17 protein-coding genes are annotated in these 18,153 nt (G+C 63.4%); 13 read left to right on the forward strand and 4 right to left on the reverse strand.

Annotated elements, in window-relative coordinates; all coding sequences use genetic code 11:
• Positions 1 to 61: 61 nt before the first annotated feature.
• A complete protein-coding gene (locus QMK17_RS04450; RefSeq protein ID WP_283507229.1) occupies positions 62 to 946 on the forward strand; it encodes a phosphoribosylaminoimidazolesuccinocarboxamide synthase in 885 nt (294 codons plus the stop codon).
• Positions 943 to 3,066: a S9 family peptidase gene (locus tag QMK17_RS04455; RefSeq protein WP_283507230.1), complete on the forward strand. Its 2,124-nt coding sequence runs from the start codon at positions 943 to 945 to the stop codon at positions 3,064 to 3,066. Before QMK17_RS04450 ends, QMK17_RS04455 begins: the two co-directional genes overlap by 4 nt.
• 43 nt (positions 3,067 to 3,109) lie before the next feature.
• On the opposite strand, the gene QMK17_RS04460 is transcribed toward QMK17_RS04455, so the two are convergent.
• Both QMK17_RS04460 and QMK17_RS04465 read right to left on the reverse strand, forming a co-directional pair.
• The gene (locus tag QMK17_RS04460) at positions 3,110 to 3,790 is read right to left on the reverse strand and encodes a response regulator (RefSeq protein ID WP_283507231.1); all 681 of its coding nucleotides are present in this window, start codon (positions 3,788 to 3,790) and stop codon (positions 3,110 to 3,112) included.
• Positions 3,787 to 5,421, reverse strand: coding sequence for a sensor histidine kinase (locus QMK17_RS04465; protein WP_283507232.1), 1,635 nt, complete (start codon positions 5,419 to 5,421; stop codon positions 3,787 to 3,789). Before QMK17_RS04465 ends, QMK17_RS04460 begins: the two co-directional genes overlap by 4 nt.
• A gap of 54 nt (positions 5,422 to 5,475) precedes the next feature.
• On the opposite strand from QMK17_RS04465, the gene QMK17_RS04470 reads away from it, so the two are divergent.
• From QMK17_RS04470 to QMK17_RS04485, 4 genes are all read left to right on the forward strand, one after another.
• On the forward strand, positions 5,476 to 6,864 hold the full coding sequence (locus QMK17_RS04470; protein ID WP_283507233.1) for a cation:dicarboxylate symporter family transporter: 1,389 nt from the start codon (positions 5,476 to 5,478) through the stop codon (positions 6,862 to 6,864).
• A gap of 137 nt (positions 6,865 to 7,001) precedes the next feature.
• Positions 7,002 to 7,511 (forward strand): glutathione peroxidase, encoded by a 510-nt coding sequence (locus QMK17_RS04475; RefSeq protein WP_283507234.1) that lies wholly within the window; start codon positions 7,002 to 7,004, stop codon positions 7,509 to 7,511.
• 55 nt (positions 7,512 to 7,566) lie between these two features.
• A complete protein-coding gene (locus QMK17_RS04480) occupies positions 7,567 to 8,265 on the forward strand; it encodes a DUF2334 domain-containing protein (protein WP_283507235.1) in 699 nt (232 codons plus the stop codon).
• Positions 8,266 to 8,353: 88 nt separating this feature from the next.
• Entirely contained in the window at positions 8,354 to 8,992 is a 639-nt protein-coding gene (locus QMK17_RS04485; RefSeq protein ID WP_283507236.1) for an LppP/LprE family lipoprotein, read from the forward strand.
• Here the strand turns inward: QMK17_RS04485 and QMK17_RS04490 are convergent.
• On the reverse strand, positions 8,989 to 9,627 hold the full coding sequence (locus QMK17_RS04490; RefSeq protein WP_283507237.1) for an MBL fold metallo-hydrolase: 639 nt from the start codon (positions 9,625 to 9,627) through the stop codon (positions 8,989 to 8,991). The genes QMK17_RS04485 and QMK17_RS04490 overlap by 4 nt on opposite strands.
• Before the next feature lie 97 nt (positions 9,628 to 9,724).
• On the opposite strand from QMK17_RS04490, the gene purS reads away from it, so the two are divergent.
• The 3 genes from purS to QMK17_RS04505 all read left to right on the forward strand — a co-directional run bounded on the left by purS (position 9,725) and on the right by QMK17_RS04505 (position 12,002).
• Positions 9,725 to 9,961, forward strand: coding sequence for a phosphoribosylformylglycinamidine synthase subunit PurS (gene purS / locus QMK17_RS04495; protein ID WP_068370576.1), 237 nt, complete (start codon positions 9,725 to 9,727; stop codon positions 9,959 to 9,961).
• A complete protein-coding gene (purQ, locus tag QMK17_RS04500; RefSeq protein ID WP_283507238.1) occupies positions 9,958 to 10,635 on the forward strand; it encodes a phosphoribosylformylglycinamidine synthase subunit PurQ in 678 nt (225 codons plus the stop codon). The genes purS and purQ overlap by 4 nt, the downstream gene beginning before the upstream one ends.
• Before the next feature lie 98 nt (positions 10,636 to 10,733).
• Positions 10,734 to 12,002 (forward strand): M18 family aminopeptidase, encoded by a 1,269-nt coding sequence (locus tag QMK17_RS04505; RefSeq protein ID WP_283507239.1) that lies wholly within the window; start codon positions 10,734 to 10,736, stop codon positions 12,000 to 12,002.
• A 96-nt stretch (positions 12,003 to 12,098) separates the two neighbouring features.
• Here the strand turns inward: QMK17_RS04505 and QMK17_RS04510 are convergent, their stop codons facing one another.
• On the reverse strand, positions 12,099 to 12,872 hold the full coding sequence (locus QMK17_RS04510; RefSeq protein WP_283507240.1) for a nucleoside phosphorylase: 774 nt from the start codon (positions 12,870 to 12,872) through the stop codon (positions 12,099 to 12,101).
• Positions 12,873 to 12,963: 91 nt separating this feature from the next.
• On the opposite strand from QMK17_RS04510, the gene purL reads away from it, so the two are divergent.
• The 4 genes from purL to QMK17_RS04530 all read left to right on the forward strand — a co-directional run bounded on the left by purL (position 12,964) and on the right by QMK17_RS04530 (position 18,067).
• Positions 12,964 to 15,255 carry a phosphoribosylformylglycinamidine synthase subunit PurL gene (gene purL / locus QMK17_RS04515; RefSeq protein ID WP_283507241.1) on the forward strand — a complete coding sequence of 764 codons (2,292 nt, stop codon included), beginning with the start codon at positions 12,964 to 12,966 and terminating at the stop codon, positions 15,253 to 15,255.
• 100 nt (positions 15,256 to 15,355) lie between these two features.
• Positions 15,356 to 17,074, forward strand: coding sequence for an alpha/beta hydrolase (locus QMK17_RS04520; protein WP_283507325.1), 1,719 nt, complete (start codon positions 15,356 to 15,358; stop codon positions 17,072 to 17,074).
• Positions 17,075 to 17,127: 53 nt separating this feature from the next.
• Positions 17,128 to 17,670: a CPBP family intramembrane glutamic endopeptidase gene (locus tag QMK17_RS04525; protein WP_283507242.1), complete on the forward strand. Its 543-nt coding sequence runs from the start codon at positions 17,128 to 17,130 to the stop codon at positions 17,668 to 17,670.
• A gap of 10 nt (positions 17,671 to 17,680) precedes the next feature.
• Complete coding sequence (locus tag QMK17_RS04530; RefSeq protein ID WP_283507243.1) at positions 17,681 to 18,067, forward strand: sterol carrier family protein; 387 nt, start codon at positions 17,681 to 17,683, stop codon at positions 18,065 to 18,067.
• The last annotated feature ends 86 nt before the right edge of the window (positions 18,068 to 18,153 follow it).

Genomic DNA, 18,153 nt, shown 5'->3' on the forward strand with positions numbered 1-18,153 from the left:
GCAACCATTGTTCTCCTGTCACACACGCGGAGCTTCATCAGGCCCAGATAGGGTTGACTTCGTGCGCCCAACTCTCAGCAGCTACCAGCATCTGGCCGGCGGCAAGGTTCGCGATCTCTATATCGTCGACGACGACCACCTACTCCTCGTCGCGAGCGACCGCATCTCGGCCTACGACCACGTCCTCGATACGCCGATCCCCGACAAGGGACGCGTCTTGACGGCAATGAGTGTGTTCTTCTTCGAGGAACTCGGGGGAGTGAACCACCTTGCGGGCGATCCGCTGGACGTACGCATTCCCCAGGAACTCCTCGGCCGCGCACTCGTCGTCAAAAAGCTCCAGATGGTGCCCATCGAATGCGTCGCGCGTGGCTTCCTGACCGGCTCCGGCCTGTCGGACTACCAGCGGACCGGAGCGGTGTGCGGCGTCGCACTGCCCGAGGGGCTCGTCGAATCGAGCAAGCTCGAGGAGCCGATCTTCACTCCGGCAGCCAAGGCCGCGCTCGGCGAGCACGACGAGAACGTCGATTACGACGCCGTCGTCGACAAGGTCGGCGCGGAGTTGGCGTTCAAGCTGCGCGAGGACACGCTGGAAATCTACGTGCGCGCGGCGAACTTCGCGCTTGACCGCGGAATCATTCTCGCCGACACGAAGTTCGAGTTCGGACTCGACGTCGACGGCAACCTAGTGCTCGCCGACGAGGTCCTCACTCCCGACTCCTCCCGCTACTGGCCAGCCGACGGTTATGCCGAAGGGCGCATCCAGCCGAGCTTCGACAAGCAGTACGTCCGTGACTGGCTCACCGGCGAATCGGGCTGGGATCGCCACGGCGACACCCCGCCGCCCGCACTTCCCGAAGAGGTCGTCGCTGCGACGCGTGCACGGTACATCGAGGCCTACGAACGTATTTCGGGTCTCAACTTCGAGGATTGGGTCAAGCCATGACAGTTACTCCGCCGATCGCCAAAAAGGTTCCGCTGGAGCGGACACATCACGGCGATACGTTCGTCGACAACTACGAATGGTTGCGGGACAAGGAAAGCCCCGACGTGATTGCCTACCTCGAAGCCGAGAACGCCTACACCGAGCAGCAGACGGCCGGTCTGGAAGAGCTCCGCGGAAAGATCTTCGACGAGATCAAGTCGCGTACTCAGGAAACCGATCTCTCGGTACCGACGCGCATGGGCGAGTGGTGGTACTACTCGCGCACCATCGAGGGCAAGTCCTACGGGCTCTCGTGCCGCTGCCCCGTCGATTCCCCCGACGACTGGACACCTCCGACCCTGTCCGGCCACGTTCCGAAGGAGCAGATCCTGCTCGATTCGAACCTCGAAGCCGAAGGCCATGACTTCTTCTCCCTCGGTGCGTTCTCGATCAGCCAGGATGGCAACCTGCTGGCGTATTCGACCGACACCGAGGGCGACGAGCGATACACACTGCGCTTCAAGGATCTTCGCACCGGTGAGTTGCTGAGCGACACCATCGACAAGGTCTCCACTGGTGCGACCTTCTCGATCGATCACGGCCACGTCTTCTACCAAACTGTCGACGAATCCTGGCGCCCCGACACCGTATGGCGCCACAAACTCGGCACCCCGGTTGACCAGGACGTCAAGGTCTTCCACGAGCCGGACGAGAGCTATTGGGTCGGCTTCGGGTCCACTCGCAGTGAGAAGTACCTGATGATCTGGGTCGGCTCCAAGATCACCTCCGAATGCCTCGTCCTGGAATCGGAGAATCCCGAGGGCGAGTTCCGCGTCGTACTGCCGCGAGTCGAAGGCGTGGAGTACAGCGTCGAACATGCGGTGGTGAAGGGCGAGGATCGATTCCTCATCCAGCACAACGGTTCCGTCAACGGTTGGGGAACCGCCGGGGAGAAGGCCGAGAACTTTCTGCTCGCCGACGCACCCGTCGACGATCCAGCGAATCAGACCATTCTCATCCAGCATCGCGAGGACGTGCGCCTCGAAGATGCCGACGCCTTCGCTGATCACCTCGTGCTCAGCTACCGCCGGGAAGCATTGACGCGCTTGGCTATCTGGCCGTTGGGTCCCGACGGCTACGGCGAGTACCACGAGCTCGAGTTCGAGGAGGAGCTGTTCGCCGTCGGCTCCGGCTCGAATCCCGAATGGACGCAGCCACTGCTGCGCATGGCCTACACCTCGTTCACCACGCCCGGCAAGGTGTACGACTACGTGCTCGCGACAGGCGAGCTGCTGCTGCGTAAGTCGCAGCCGGTGCTCGGGGATTTCGATGCTTCGGATTACGTGCAGCATCGGGATTGGGCCGTGGCGCCGGATGGAACACGAATTCCCCTGTCGGTCGTGCACCGCAAGGACGTCCCCGAGGGCCCTGCTCCGACGCTTCTGTACGGCTACGGCTCGTACGAGGCGTCGATGGATCCGTCGTTCTCGGTAGCCCGCTTGTCGCTGCTGGATCGCGGCATCGTCTTCGTCGTCGCACACGTGCGCGGCGGCGGTGAGATGGGAAGGCACTGGTACGAGAACGGCAAGACGCTGACGAAGAAGAACACCTTCACCGACTTCGTGTCTGCCGCAGAGCATCTGATCGACTCCGGTCGTACGGCGCCGAAGCATCTCGTCGCCGACGGTGGTAGCGCCGGTGGGCTGTTGATGGGTGCCGTCGCGAACCTGGCGCCGGAATTGTTCAACGGCATCCTCGCGAACGTGCCGTTCGTCGATCCGCTGACCTCGATCCTCGATCCGTCGCTTCCCTTGACGGTCATCGAATGGGACGAGTGGGGTAACCCGTTGGCGGACAAGGAGGTGTACGAGTACATGAAGTCGTACAGCCCCTACGAGAACATCGAAGCCAAGGACTACCCGTCGATCCTCGCGATTACATCCATCAACGACACCCGTGTGCTGTACGTCGAACCCGCGAAATGGGTTGCGGCGCTGCGTGCAACCAAGACCGGCGACTCGGAATTGCTACTCAAGACCGAGATGAGCGCAGGGCACGGCGGTGTCAGCGGGCGTTACGAGAAGTGGAAAGAGGCGGCGTTCGAGTACGCCTGGATCGTGAGCGCGACCGGCGCCATGTGAGTGGAACTACGTCGCCTGTGACGTATTTCCACTCACATGCGCGTCAGCGCCAGACGTACCGAACTTGAGGCCGACCGGCCTTGCCGTACTCGGTGTTCCGGGTAACCAGGCCGTCGTCGGCGAGTCGTTCGAGGTACCGCCACGCCGTCACTCGGGATACACCGACGAGTTTGGCGGCCTCGGATGCATTCAGTCCGCCCGGTGCATCGCGGACGATGGCGGTGACCCCGTCCATCGTCTGCGGTGCAATACCTTTGGGAGTGGACGCCCGCTCGTCGGCGGTCCTCAGGTGCGACATTGCCCGATCGATATCTCGTTGACTGGCTGCGTTCTCACCTGCCGGTAGGGCGTCGTGAAACTCGCGGTAGCGTTCCAGTTTGTCTCGAAAAGCCGCGAAGGTGAACGGCTTCAACAGATACAGCACCACGCCGTGCGCGACGGCGGACCGCACTACCGCCAGATCTCGTTCGGAGGTGATGGCGATGACGTCCGGGCTCGGCCGCAGACCACCGAGCGCAGCGGCAACATCGATGCCGTTGGCGTCGGGTAAGCCGATGTCCAGCAGTACCAGATCAATCGGCGTTTCCGCCTCGCTTGCCGCACGCATTGCACGCGATCCCGTGTGCGCCATGCCGACAACGGTGAACCCGGGTACGCGTTCGACGTACGTTTTGTGCGCCTCGGCGATGAGCACCTCGTCCTCGACGATCAACACCCTGATCACGACGAATGCCCTACCGGGATTTTTGCTGTGAGCACCGAGCCATAGGTGACCTCGGAGGTCAGCGCACCGCGATACCGCGAGACGACCTGAGTGACGAGGGCGAGCCCGAGTCCCCGTGAACCTGCCTTGGTGGAGTAGCCGCGGGTGAGAGCCGTCTTCAATACGTCGTCATCCATACCGGGGCCGCTGTCGGACACCCTTACCACCAGTTCCGACGACGAATCACGTACTGTCACTTCGACCCACGGCTGATCGGATTCTTTCGACGCATCGATTGCATTGTCTATCAGATTGCCGACCAGCGTGACCAATTCGCGTGGAGTGACGATACCCGCGTGATCGAGTGCAGTGTCTTCGGTGATCGTCAGTTCCACCCCCTGCTCGGCGGCTTGACCGACCTTGCCGAGCAGCAGTGCAGCGAGCGCAGGCTCGTTGACGTTTCCCATCAGTCGGTCGATGAGATGCTGCGAGAGTTCCAGATCGGCCGTCGCGAATTCCACGGCTTCGTTCGGGCGTCCGAGTTCGACCATCGTGATCACCGTGTGCAGGCGGTTGGCCGACTCGTGGGCCTGTGAGCGCAACGATTCGGCGAAGCCGCGTATCGAGTCGAGTTCGCCCATCACGCCTTGGAGTTCCGTGCGGTCGCGGATGCTGAGAACGTCGCCGAGACGTCGCCCCTCCCACATGACCGGATCCTGATTGACGACGAGGATGCGGGAGCTGGTGAGATGCAGCTCGCCGTTCAACGATCCAGGTTCCAAGTGCTGCAAGGATTCCGGCAGATCCTCCCGGCGCACCGGGCCGTCGGGCAGATCGAGAAGGCGCCTCGCCTCGTCGTTGACGATCTCCGCGGAGTCGTTTTTCCCGAAGACGACCAAGCCCTCGCTGATGGAGTGCAGGACGGCGTCGTGATGCTCGTACATGGTGCGCAGCTCCGCCGGCGCCATCCCGAGGGTTTGCCGCCGCAGACGGCGGCTGAGCAGCACCGAACCGATCGTCGCGACGATGAACGCGGCGATCACGACGCCGATGATGAGCGGCAACCCCGACACGAATTGATCGCTGATCTTCGCCCTTGTGACACCCGCCGACACGAGTCCGACGATCCGACCACCGTCGTCGGTTACCGGAGTGACCGACCGAATCGAAGGGCCGAGTGATCCCACATAGGTCTCGGTGAACGTCTCACCGGCAAGTGCGCGATCGATGTTCCCGCTGAACGGCTTACCGATCAGGTCGACGGTGGTGTGGGTGAACCTGGTCCGGTCCGGAGCCATGACGACGATGAAGTCGACACCGGTGACCTTCCGAATTCGCTCGGTCTCGGGCTGCAGATAGGCGGTGGGGTCATTGGATGCGATCGCCAGTGGGGTCGACGGTTCGTTGGCGATGCTGGCCGCCACGGCAATGACTTCCCGCCGCGTCGCATCGTCACTGTTGGATCGTTCGTTGATGACGGTGAGGATCCCGCCGGCGAGCACGATGACGGCTGTCACGACCAATTGCAGGACAAGAACCTGCCCCGCGACGCTGGTCGGACGCTTCGCCACGTTGTCGTGCCTCGTTTCTTTCCTCGAACCTGTGAACAGAATGAACGTATTCGTGACTGTCGTCACGATTTCAACCAACATCGTCCTTAGCGAGGGGTGATCCAACTCACTCCATTAGTCACAAAGGACGTACTCATGACTACCAGCATCGACGCTGACAGACACCAGGACCCAACACCGGAACCGAAGAAGAAGCGCGACAAGACTCACTGGCTCTACATCGCGGTGATCATCGCCGTGGTCGCCGGCGTCATTGTCGGCCTTCTCTGGAAAGACGTCGGCGTCGAACTCGCCGTTCTTGGAACCCTGTTCGTCAGCTTGATCAAGATGATGATCAGCCCGGTCATCTTCTGCACCATCGTCCTCGGTATCGGATCGGTGCGAGCGGCCGCCAGCGTCGGCAAGGTCGGCGGCTTGGCACTGGCGTACTTCCTGAGTATGTCGACCATCGCGCTCGGCATCGGCATGGTCGTCGGCAACCTAATTCAACCCGGTGACGGTCTGGACATCCCGGCCAGCGGCGGAGCCGACGACCTCGTGAAGACCGCGGAGGCGGCCGGCGGCACCATGGACTTCATCGCCGGAATCATCCCGACGTCGCTGCTCTCGTCGCTGACCGAGGGTTCAGTGCTGCAGACGCTGTTCGTCGCCATCCTCGTCGGCTTCGCATTGCAGGCCATGGGTAAGCAGGGCGAGGGCATCCTCAAGGGCATCGGCGCCGTGCAGAAGCTCGTCTTCCGCATCCTGACGATGATCCTGTGGCTTGCCCCGATCGGCGCCTTCGGTGCCATCGCTGGAGTCGTCGGTGCTACCGGATTCGACGCCGTCATCCAGCTCGGCACCCTGATGCTGGCGTTCTACATCACCTGCATCATCTTCGTTTTCGGTTTCCTCGGCCTGATTTTGCGCTTCGTCACCGGCTTCTCGATCTTCAAGCTCGTGAAGTACCTGGCACGTGAGTATCTGCTCATCGTCGCGACCAGCTCGTCGGAGTCGGCTTTGCCGCGTCTGATCGCCAAGATGGAACACGTCGGCGTCGAGCGCACCACCGTCGGCATAGTCGTTCCCACCGGCTACTCGTTCAACCTCGACGGCACCGCCATCTACCTGACGATGGCCTCGATCTTCATCGCCGACGCCATGAACCTGCCGCTGTCGATTCCCGAGCAGTTCTCGCTCCTGCTGTTCATGATCATCGCCTCCAAGGGTGCAGCCGGAGTCTCCGGTGCCGGCCTGGCAACCCTGGCCGGCGGCCTGTCGAGCCACCGCCCCGAGCTGCTCGACGGTATCGGCCTGATCGTCGGTATCGACCGGTTCATGTCCGAAGCCCGCGCGGTCACGAACTTCTCCGGCAACGCCGTTGCAACCCTTCTGGTGGGAACGTGGACCAAGACGCTCGATGCATCGAGAGTCAAAACCGTGCTCGACGGGAACCTGCCGTTCGACGAGGCGACGATGATCGACGATCACCTGCCCGAGGACGACAAGCGGGTCGAGCTACAGAAGACTGCCACCACGGCCTAGGACCTGCCGGGCGCTGCGCACCCCCCCAGCGCCCGGTTCGGAAAAGAACAGATGGAACGGCCCCACATCAAGGGGCCGTTCTTTCTGCTCTTCGTACGGTCAATTCTTCTTCACGGGGTGCTCACAGGTAAGTTCGGATGATGACTGAAGTCCAGAACATCGGCATCAATACGCTGGGCGGTGCGCCCACCACGCTCGATGAGTACGCCGGCAGGGCAGTGCTGATCGTCAACGTCGCCTCGAAGTGCGGCTTGACTCCTCAGTACGCCACGCTGGAAAAATTGGCCACCGAATACGCTGCCCAGGGCCTGTCGGTCATCGGCATCCCGTGCAACCAGTTCGGCGCACAGGAACCAGGCTCTGCCGAGGAAATCGAATCGTTCTGCTCGACCACCTACGGCGTCACCTTCCCGATGATGGAGAAGGTCGACGTCAACGGCGAGAACCAGCACCCGCTGTACGCCGAGCTCAGCAAGACCGAGGACGCCGAAGGCAACGCAGGCGACATTCAGTGGAACTTCGAGAAGTTCCTGATCTCGCCGGACGGTGTCGTCACCAACCGTTTCCGTCCCCGCACGGAGCCGGACGCACCCGAGGTGCTGGCCGCGATCGACAAGATCCTGCCGAAGGAAACCATCGCCGTTTAGACGCGGTCAATTCTCCCGTCGAGCCTCGTTCACCCTGGTGTGCGAGGCTCGCGGCATGTCTGGAGCACTGATCGTGTCAGTGAGCGGAATCAACAACGACACCTGCGAGCACGCAGCAGAATTTGCGCGTGAACTCGACAGGCGCGGCGTCGCGCTGTCGCTGCTCGTTGCGCCTCGCTTGAAGGACAAATATCGCCTGACGCAGGACGAGAGCACTCAGGACTGGCTGCGTAACCGTCGTGACGGGGGCGATGCAATCGTCCTGCACGGGTACGACCAGGCCGCGACGAAACACCGTCGCGCCGAGTTCGCAGCGTTACCCCGGCACGAGGCCAGGCTGCGGCTGATGGCGGCGGACCGCGTCATGGAACAGACCGGGCTGCGCACCCGGGTGTTTGCGGCCCCGAGGTGGATCGCCTCGCCCGGTGCGGTTGCCGCCCTCCCGGACGCGGGATTCCGAATGATCGCGGGCATCAGTGGAATTCACGATTTCGAGACCGGATCGGTGACGCGGGCGAGGGTTCTGGGTATCGGTGAAGGATTCAAGGCCGAACCGTGGTGGTGCCGAGCACTCGTGATCGGGGCGGGCCGGACCGCTCGGCGCGGTGGCTTGGTTCGATTGGCCATCAGTGCAAAGCAATTGGGAAGAACCGGTCCTCGGCAGGCAATGCTCGACGCCGTCGACCTCGCGATGTACAGCGGTGCCGTCCCGAGTGTGTACGAGCATCCACGTCCGGTCCGCAAGGCTGCGTAGCCGTCGCCTTTATGCAATTGTGACGTAACGGACCTTTCGGTACGGAAGATGTACTCCTCGACGGTGCAACCGATTTCGAGGCGGCAAGATGAAGAAACTTCTGCTCGTGGCGATCAGCGTGATGGCATTGGTGGCCTGCGGAAACTCCGAAGACGGTGACGCGACGGCTGTGGCGGAATCCTCGGCGGCGCCGGGCAGGCAAAGCGTCACCCAGACCCCGGAGCTGTCGATCCCTGCCCTGCCGCCGGTGGTCAGCGGGGCGCCGGTGCCCGCGCCGGGGTTGCTTCCGACCGCTGATGCCGGATCGCCCCAGGCAGCGCCCGCCCAGCCCGCGCAGTGCATCTCGATGGGATCGCCCGTGGTGACGAACGCGTTGGCAACGATTCCCGCGTATTTCGACGGCACCCCATGGGTTGCCTACGACATGGGTGATCCCTGCGCGTTGTTCACCTGGGTCTCCGCGACCGCGCCCATGGCGACATCCAGCACCCCTGACCACCATCTGTTCTTCGCCGACGGCGTCTACCTCGGCACCGCAACGCTCGAGCCCTACAGCTTCTCGTCGGTGTCCGGTCAGACCGCGGACACCATCACAATCGGCTATCGGTGGCTCGTCGGCGACGAGGCTTTCGCCGATCCGCAGGGAGGGCCTGCATCCATCCGCTACGAGTGGGACGGCTCGACGGTGACCATGCGCGATACTCTGCCGACCGAAGTCACCGGCTAGATCGAGACCGAGGATTCCTCCGGAAGCTCTCGGAAATCGGCGTCGGACATTTCTTTGAACCGGCCGTAATAGATGCCACGGGCTTGCTCGGCGATCGTGGCCTGGTGGATTGGAAACGCAACCCGCGGTGCGACCGCGCGGAGAAACTCGATGTTCTCGGACAGTTTCGACCACGGCGCCGCGGTGGGCAGTGCCAGCACGTCGACCGTCTGCTCGGGCACGAACAGCGAGTCGCCCGGATGCATCAGCTCCGCTGGATTTTCGGGGGTGCCGAGAAGAAAGCCAGTGTTGTCGATCACGGGAAGTTCGGGGTGGATCACCGCGTGGGTGCCCCCGATGCCGGTCACCTGAATGCCGCCGACGGTGAAGACATCTCCGGCGTGGGTCGCGGTCCAACGTCCGCCGAGTTGCGACGCCGTCATCGGGTCGCTGTACAGCGCCGCCCCCGGATTGCCTTCCAGCAGAGCGGGAAGGCGCCCCTGATCGACGTGATCTGGATGCTGGTGGGTGATCAGAATGGCGTCGAGGCCGGTGATGCCGTCGAAACCGTGGGAGAAGTTGCCCGGGTCGAAGAGCACGGTTGTGCCGTTCAGTTCGACCAGCAAGCACGAGTGTCCGAAGTGAGTCAGTCGCATAACTCCACAGTAAGCGCGGTTTCACAGGTCCTGCCGGGTCTGCGTAGACTCCGACCTGCCGGTACCGATCATTTCTGTCGTTTCAAGGAGCTCCCACGTGGCCCGAGTTGTTGTCGATGTCATGCCCAAGGCCGAAATTCTCGACCCTCAAGGTCAGGCCATCGCAGGTGCGCTCGGTCGCCTCGGCGTCGCCGGAGTCTCCGACGTGCGTCAGGGCAAGCGTTTCGAGCTCGAGGTCGACGACAGCGTCGACGATGCCGAGCTCGAGAAGATCGCCGAGTCGCTCCTCGCGAACACCGTGATCGAGGACTGGAAGGTCACCCGACTCTCATGAGTGCTCGTATCGGTGTGATCACGTTTCCCGGAACTCTCGACGACGTCGACGCCTCACGCGCCGTCACGCTCGCAGGCGGCGAAGCTGTCAGCCTGTGGCACGCCGACGCCGACCTGAAGAATGTCGACGCCATCGTCGTTCCCGGCGGCTTCTCCTACGGCGACTACCTCCGCGCCGGGGCCATCGCGCGGTTCGCCCCCGTCATGGAATCCGTCGTGAAGGCAGCCGAAGGCGGCATGCCCGTCCTCGGAATCTGCAACGGTTTCCAGGTCCTGTGCGAGGTCGGCTTGCTTCCTGGTGCGTTGACCCGCAACGAGAAGCTGCACTTCGTGTGCCGTGACCAGTGGCTGAAGGTCGAGAACACCGACACTGCATGGTCCTCGCGATACGAACCGGGAGCCGAGATCCTCGTGCCGGTCAAGAACGCCGAAGGCCGGTTCCAGGCATCGCCGAAGGTACTCGACGAGCTCGAAGGCGACGGCCGCGTGGTGTTCCGTTACAGCGGATCCAACCCGAACGGCTCGCAGCGCGATATCGCAGGCATCTCTTCGGCCAACGGCCGCGTCGTCGGAATAATGCCGCACCCCGAGCACGCCACCGAGCCCCTCACCGGACCGAGCGACGACGGGCTCGGCATCTTCTACTCTGCGTTGGACGCAATCGTTTCTGCGTAGGGGCCTTCGGCCCATGTGCGCGGAAATACGTCCCAGGCGACGTATTTTCACGCACATGCGCGGAGCGCACGTGCGGCGGCAAATGACAGAATGGTTCCATGCCGTCTAAAGCTTCCGCTGTTGGTTTGTGCAACTTCGTCGACGTGTCCCCCTCGCCCTTCCACGTCTGCCGCACGGTGTCGGTGCAGCTGGAAGAGGTCGGCTTCGTGGAGGTCGACGAGACCGAGGCATGGCCGACCGAGGCAGGTCGGTACTACCTCATCAGGGGCGGCTCGCTCGTCGCGTGGAGCACCGAGAGCGAGGGACCGTTCCGTATCGTCGGCGGTCACACCGACAGCCCGAACCTCCGGGTCAAGCAGCATCCGGATCTGACATCGGCTGGGTGGCAGATGGTAGGGCTCGAGCCGTACGGGGGCGCGTGGCTCAACTCGTGGCTCGACCGTGATCTCGGTTTGTCCGGCCGCCTCAGTGTGCGGGACGGCAATGGCCTGCGCGAGGTGCTGGTCAAGGTCGACGAACCGATCTTGCGCGTCCCGCAGTTGGCGATCCACCTGTCCGAAGACCGCAAGGGCGTCACCCTCGACCCGCAGCGTCACGTCAATGCCATCTGGGGAGTAGGTAATTCGCCTCGTTCGTTCTTGGGATTCATTGCCGAACAAGAAGGCGTCGATCCGTCGGCCGTTCTCGGCTGGGAACTGATGACGCACGATCTGGCGCCCAGTGCGGTCGTCGGTGTCGAAGCCGAATTGGTTAGCGCGCCAAGGCTCGACAATCAGGGAACCTGCTATGCCGGCACGCGAGCCTTGATTGCCGCAGTAGAGAATCCGACCGCTCACACACCGGTATTGGCCTTGTTCGACCACGAAGAGGTCGGCAGTATGTCCGACCGAGGTGCGTTCTCGGATCTGCTCAATACCGTTCTGGAGCGAATCGTGTTGGGCCGCGGGGGAGGCCGCGAAGACTTCCTGCGGACGATGGCGGGATCCATCTGTGCCTCGGGGGATATGGCGCACGCGACGCATCCCAACTATCCAGACCGGCACGAGCCGGCTCATCGCATCGAGCTCGGCGGTGGACCCGTCCTCAAGGTCAACCAGAACCTCCGGTACGCAACAGATTCCGCTGGTGCCGGTGCTTTTGCTCTGGCATGCGATCAGGCTGGTGTACCGATGCAGCGTTACGTCCACCGTGCCGATCTGCCGTGCGGTTCGACCATCGGTCCCATCACGGCATCGCGCACCGGGCTCTCGACCGTCGACGTCGGCGCGGCTCAGTTGGCGATGCATTCGGCGCGAGAGTTGATGGGAGCATCCGACGTCGCGTCGTATTCGGATGCGTTGGCGGCGTTCCTCGCCCCCGCTCAGTAACGCCTTCGGCCCGTGAGTGCTTTGCTACGCTCGGCGGTACCAAAACACGCACGGGCAGGTCGGCAGCGGTGAGCGGAAACGTACGTCCGGCGGTACTCAGACACGCACGGGCGGCGCCAGCCGCAGACACGCATCGGCCGCGAGCCAGAACAACTGCTCGCGAACCGACTGGGCTTTGGTCCACCCCCGGTGCTCCCAATCGGCAGCGAGCGAATCGCCTGCGTACAGCAGCTGCGCGAACCGAACCCCGCGATACTGGGCGACCGCGCAGAACGCCGACGCCTCCATGTCGACCGTCGAGCAGCCCTCGTCGACGCGCCTCGACACTCGGCTCCTGGTTTCGCGATAGATCGCATCGGTGGTCCACGACCGACCGGTGACGAAGTCGATCCCCGCCTCACTCAACACCGCTTGTAGCACCGCGACACCGTCGGGATCAGCCTCGACGATGCGTCCCGGCGGCAGATAGTGGAACGAGGTTCCCTCGTCGCGCAGTGCGCTCTCGACCACCATCACGTGGCCCATGCCGAGGTCGTCGGTCAGAGCGCCTGCGCCGCCGACAGCCACGAACTCGGTGCATCCGAGTGCGATGGCTTCTTCCAGGAAGAGCGCAGCCAGGGGTGCGCCGACGCCCGGGTGAAACACAGCAAGGCGCTCGCCACCGCGCTCGATCTCGTACACGGGATGCTCACCGTGCTCGGATCTGAGCACCGACAACACCCGTGCACGACCCTGACCAGCTATGGATTCGATCACTTCCTGAAAGAAGCAGACCAGCGCCTTGCGGGGAATATCGACACCCTTGACCACCATCTGAGGCGTCAGGACGCCCGATTCGTCCAGATCGTCCTCGGTCAACGCGATGTCCATCGGGTTATGTTCGCACGGTGCTTTTGGGCCTGTCACCCTGCACGGATAGACTCTCCCTGGCATTTCGCTCCAGGAAGGGACCCCACTCCTCGTGTCCGACAGCTTTGTAAAAATTGACACTGTCTCAGCTGCAGTAGCTACTCCTGATGTGGCGCAGCCGTTCAAAGAACTCGGCTTGAAGGACGACGAGTACGCCCGCATCAAGGAGATCCTCGGCCGCAGGCCGACGGACGCCGAGTTGGCGATGTACTCGGTCATGTGGAGCGAACACTGCTCGTACAAGTCCTCGAAGGTCCACCTGAAGTACTTCGGTGAGACGACAACCGACGAGATGCGCAAATCCATGCTCGCCGGCATCGGTGAGAATGCCGGCGTCGTCGACGTCGGTGACGGCTGGGCCGTCACGTTCAAGGTCGAGAGCCACAATCACCCGTCGTACGTCGAGCCCTACCAGGGTGCCGCGACCGGTGTGGGCGGCATCGTCCGCGACATCATGGCCATGGGTGCCCGTCCGATCGCCGTCATGGATCAGCTGCGGTTCGGTGCTGCCGATGCCCCCGACACTCGCCGTGTTCTGTCCGGCATCGTCTCCGGCGTCGGCGGTTACGGAAACTCGCTGGGCCTCCCCAACATCGGCGGCGAGACGGTGTTCGACGCCTCCTACGCCGGCAATCCGCTGCTCAACGCCCTGTGTGCGGGCGTCATGCGCGTCGAGGACATGCACCTCGCGTTCGCGTCGGGCCTGGGCAACAAGATCATTCTGTTCGGCGCTCGCACGGGTCTCGACGGCATCGGCGGCGTGTCTGTTCTCGCGTCGGAGACTTTCGACGGCGACGAGACCGGTGGCGGTCGTAAAAAATTGCCCGCAGTTCAGGTCGGCGATCCGTTCGCCGAGAAGGTCCTCATCGAGGCGTGCCTCGAGCTGTATTCCAACAAGCTGGTCGTCGGTATCCAGGATCTCGGCGGTGCCGGATTGTCCTGCGCTACCTCGGAATTGGCGTCTGCCGGCAGCGGCGGTATGCACATTGCGCTCGAGCAGGTTCCGATGCGCGCCACCGGCATGACCCCGGCGGAGGTGCTCTCGAGCGAGTCGCAGGAGCGCATGTGCGCCGTCGTCACCCCGGACAACGTCGATGCGTTCATGGCCGTCTGCAAGAAGTGGGACGTGCTGGCAACCGTCATCGGTGAGGTCACCGACGGCGACAACCTGGAGATCACCTGGCACGGCGAAACGGTAGTGGACGTACCGCCGAAGACCGTCGCGCACGACGGCCCGGTCTACTCGCGCCCGGTGAAGCGTCCGGCGAACCAGGACGCATTGATCGCGAACACCACGCGCTCGCTGAAGCGACCCGAAACCGCCGACGAACTGAAGGCGACACTGCTGAAGATGATCGGCTCGCCGCAACTGTGCAGCCGAAAGTTCATCACCGAGCAGTACGACCGTTACGTCCGCGGGAATACCGTGCTTGCCGAGAACGCTGACGCCGGAGTGATTCGCATCGACGAGAAGTCCGGACGCGGTATCGCGCTGGCCACCGATGCGTCGGGTCGCTACACCGCGCTCGATCCGTACCAGGGTGCGCAGCTCGCTCTGGCCGAGGCATTCCGCAACGTTGCCGTCACCGGTGCGACGCCGACGGCCGTCACCAACTGCCTCAACTTCGGTTCGCCGGAGGACCCTGGCGTCATGTGGCAGTTCCAGCAGGCCGTACGCGGTCTCGCCGACGGCTGCGTCACCCTCGGCATTCCGGTCACCGGCGGAAACGTCAGCTTCTACAACCAGACCGGATCGGAAGCGATTCTCCCGACGCCCGTCGTCGGCGTCCTCGGCGTGATCGATGATGTTCACCGCCGAATCCCGACGGGACTCGGTCTCGAACCCGGCGAGACGTTGATCCTGCTCGGCGACACCCACGATGAGCTCGACGGTTCGATCTGGTCGCAGGTCGAGCACGACCATCTCGGGGGCGTTCCGCCGAAGGTCGATCTCGCTCGCGAGCAGCTTCTCGCCGACATCCTGCTTGCCTCCTCGCGCGATGGCCTGGTCAGTGCCGCACACGACCTGTCCGAAGGTGGCCTGGCGCAGGCAGTCGTCGAGGCCGCGCTCGCCGGTGAAACCGGTTGCCGCATACTGCTTCCCGAGGGTGTCGACCCATTTGTCGCCCTGTTCTCCGAGTCATCGGGACGTGTGCTCGTCGCAGTGCCGCGCACCGAGGAGACTCGTTTCACCGGCATGTGCACCGCCCGTGGTCTGCCGTGGACGCGCATCGGCGTCGTCGACGAAGGCTCGGACGAAATCGAGGTTCAGGGGCAGTTCTCGGTCAAGATGACCGAGATCCGCGACACCTTCGAAAGCACTCTTCCGCGACTCTTCGGGTAGGGCAGTGTCCAGGGCAGAAGCATCGATAGGGCAGTCGGGGAGCGTCGACCACAACAATCACGACACGGTAGAACGCGCACATACGCATTACCGGCTCCCCATCGACTTTTCGGTACCTTCTCCCGACAAGCACCTGTTCGTCATGTGGCTGTGGGGGCTGCTGAAACTCGACTTCACCGGCATCGCTTTCAGTGCACTGTTCTTCTGTTGGTCGTTGACTCCGTCTCTGCTGCCGCGTGATTGGCTGTTTCAGGGAATCATCGGCGGTATCAACACAGCGATCGGCTACGGTTTCGGCGTTGTTCTCGGATGGGCTGTACGACGGTGGTTTCTCGCGAACAAGGCGTGGTGGCCGCTGCCCCGCAAGTGGGAACTTCGGCTGAAGTACGCCATTGCGCCGATCGCGGTGATCGCGTCGATGTACATGCTGTATCTGTCCGCGGGGTGGCAACGAGAACTTGCGGCGTTGATGGACGCGGAAGGAACCACCACCACCGGCTACCTCAGGACCGGGGCGCTGAGCCTTCTCATCGCAACTCTGTTTATCTCGTTGATGCGGGTGGTGCGCGACTTCGTTCGACTGATAGTGCGCCAGATCAACAGATTCGTGAAGATGCCTCGTGAGGTGGCCAACGTCGTCGGCGTGATCATCGTGGTAGTTCTTGTCATCGCGCTGGTTCAGGGTGTGCTGTTGCGCGGCGTCTCTACCGTCACCAATTGGGTATTCAGTTCGCAGAACAGCGAAACGCGCGAGGGCGCTGTGCAGCCCATGGCGGCTGAGCGGTCCGGTAGCCCCGGTTCGTTGGCGTCCTGGGACAGCCTCGGATTCGAGGGTCGGAACTTCGTCTCCAGCGGCTTGAGCGGCGACGAAATCTCGGAGGGGCTCGGCAAGCCTGCGCTGGAGCCGATCCGGGCGTATGCAGGGCTGGAAACCGCAGACACCCAGGACCGACAACTGGACATCGTCGTGCAGGAACTCGAACGCACCGGCGCATTCCAGCGCAAGGCACTCGTCGTCGTTCCCACCACAGGCACCGGCTGGGTCAATCCGACGGCGATCGAAGCGGAAGAACTGATGTTCGGCGGCGACGTGGCCACCGTCGCAGCGCAGTACTCGTACCTGCCGAGTTGGATCTCGTTCCTCGCCGAGCGTGAGAAGGCGGCCGAAGCGGGCAAAGCGCTGATCGACAAGGTTCGTGCGCGTTGGTTGCAGGAGCCCGAGCAGACCCGTCCGCGACTGTACGTCTATGGAGAAAGCCTCGGAACCCAGTCCGGTGAGGGCGCATTCAGCGGACTGGCCGAAATCCGCGACAGTGTCGACGGTGTCCTGTGGGTCGGGCCACCGAACGCGAACAACCTCTGGTCGCAGTTCGTGACCCGCCGCGACCCCGGTAGCCCGGAGGTACGGCCCGTCTACGCCGATGGCCTCGTCGTTCGTTTCGCGGACAATTCGAGTGGAATTCCGCCCGACGGCCAACCGTGGCTCGGTCCCCGAGTTCTGTATGTCCAGCACGCGTCCGACCCCGTCGTGTGGTGGTCCCCTGACCTGCTGTTCGAGCGGCCCGACTGGCTGTCCGAAGCTCCAGGACCCGACCGCTTACCGGACATGCGATGGTTCCCCATCGTCACCTTCTGGCAGGTCGCCGCCGACCTCACCAACGCGGCAGGCGTCCCGGACGGCCACGGCCACAACTACGGAACCCTCGTGCTCGACGGCTGGGTCGCCGTCGCTGCCCCCGAGGGCTGGACCAAAGACGACACCGAGAAGGTCCGCGCCGTCATGGAGGACTTTGCAGGCCGGGACGGCCCCGAGAAGTGAGACCGAGACCGTTGGTCTTCGGGGCTGTCGCGACGGCGTGGAGCACGGCCGTCGTGCCTGCTCTGAATTTGTCGGCTCGTCAGCGAGCGTTGGCGAATGCCGGTTTCGGGGTCTCGCTCGTCGCGCTGAGCGGTATGCGAGCTTCGGATCTCGGGCTGGTTAGGCTGCGCAGCGGTCTTCGGTGGGGACTCGGGGCTGCTGTTGTGCCAGTGCTCGGTTCGGTGGTCGTCGCGGCAGTTCCTGCGTTGGCCGAGCGGGTGAGGCGCTCGGACGACGATCTGGCGGAGTGGGTGCTCTTTCTCATCCCCGTGGGGACAGTGGTCACCGAGGAGCTGGTGTTCCGCAGCGTGTTCGACGCCCTCTCGCCTGCGCTGTCGCCGATCTTCTTCGGACTCTGGCACATTCACCCTGCGCGTTCGGCGGGAGATTCTGTTGTCGGAACGGTCGCGGGGACATTTCTTGCAGGTCTGTTGTTCTCGTGGCTGCGCCGCCGCAGTGGGAGTGTGCTGGCGCCCGCGTTGCTGCACTACGCCGTCAATGCCTCGGGCGCAGTGCTGGCAGCCCGTAGTTTTCCTGTTCGGACCAGTCAGTCCTAGGCTGAACTTCATGGCTCCGAGCAAAATCGTCACCCCCGAGCAGGTACGGGCAGCGGTGCTCGCCGTCGCGGATTGGGTTCGTGATGATTCGGTGGACAAGCCGCAGCGCGCAGCCGTCGCTGACGCAGTCCGCACAACAGCCCGCACCCTTGCTCAGATAGCACCCGGATCGAGCGTCGAAGTGCGGGTGCCGCCGTTCGTCGCCGTGCAATGCATCATCGGGCCCCGCCACACGAGGGGGACTCCGCCCAATGTCGTCGAGACCGATCCGCGTACCTGGCTCGAAGTTGCCACCGGAGTCCGAGCGTTCGACGATGCATTGGCCGACGGTTCGATCACCGCGTCGGGCAGCCGAGCAGCCGAAGTGGGTCACTGGTTGCCGATCCTGCGGGCCTGAGTTCTTTCCTCCAGGCAGACGCACATGCTGGTGCGTGGACGGGAGATGACCGGAAAATGGACTTCCCGGGAATGCCGCTCGCCCAC

The sequence above is a fragment of the Rhodococcus sp. G-MC3 genome (assembly GCF_030063335.1).
GTDB lineage: Bacteria > Actinomycetota > Actinomycetes > Mycobacteriales > Mycobacteriaceae > Rhodococcoides.

Excerpts from the sequence above, each read along its gene's own strand:
- QMK17_RS04455 (WP_283507230.1), top strand. The coding sequence starts at position 943 with ATGACAGTTACTCCGCCGATCGCCAAAAAGGTTCCGCTGGAGCGGACA.
- QMK17_RS04465 (WP_283507232.1), bottom strand. The coding sequence starts at position 5,421 with ATGTTGGTTGAAATCGTGACGACAGTCACGAATACGTTCATTCTGTTC.
- QMK17_RS04470 (WP_283507233.1), top strand. The coding sequence starts at position 5,476 with ATGACTACCAGCATCGACGCTGACAGACACCAGGACCCAACACCGGAA.
- QMK17_RS04475 (WP_283507234.1), top strand. The coding sequence starts at position 7,002 with ATGATGACTGAAGTCCAGAACATCGGCATCAATACGCTGGGCGGTGCG.
- QMK17_RS04480 (WP_283507235.1), top strand. The coding sequence starts at position 7,567 with ATGTCTGGAGCACTGATCGTGTCAGTGAGCGGAATCAACAACGACACC.
- QMK17_RS04485 (WP_283507236.1), top strand. The coding sequence starts at position 8,354 with ATGAAGAAACTTCTGCTCGTGGCGATCAGCGTGATGGCATTGGTGGCC.
- QMK17_RS04490 (WP_283507237.1), bottom strand. The coding sequence starts at position 9,627 with ATGCGACTGACTCACTTCGGACACTCGTGCTTGCTGGTCGAACTGAAC.
- purQ (WP_283507238.1), top strand. The coding sequence starts at position 9,958 with ATGAGTGCTCGTATCGGTGTGATCACGTTTCCCGGAACTCTCGACGAC.
- QMK17_RS04505 (WP_283507239.1), top strand. The coding sequence starts at position 10,734 with ATGCCGTCTAAAGCTTCCGCTGTTGGTTTGTGCAACTTCGTCGACGTG.
- QMK17_RS04510 (WP_283507240.1), bottom strand. The coding sequence starts at position 12,872 with ATGGACATCGCGTTGACCGAGGACGATCTGGACGAATCGGGCGTCCTG.
- QMK17_RS04530 (WP_283507243.1), top strand. The coding sequence starts at position 17,681 with ATGGCTCCGAGCAAAATCGTCACCCCCGAGCAGGTACGGGCAGCGGTG.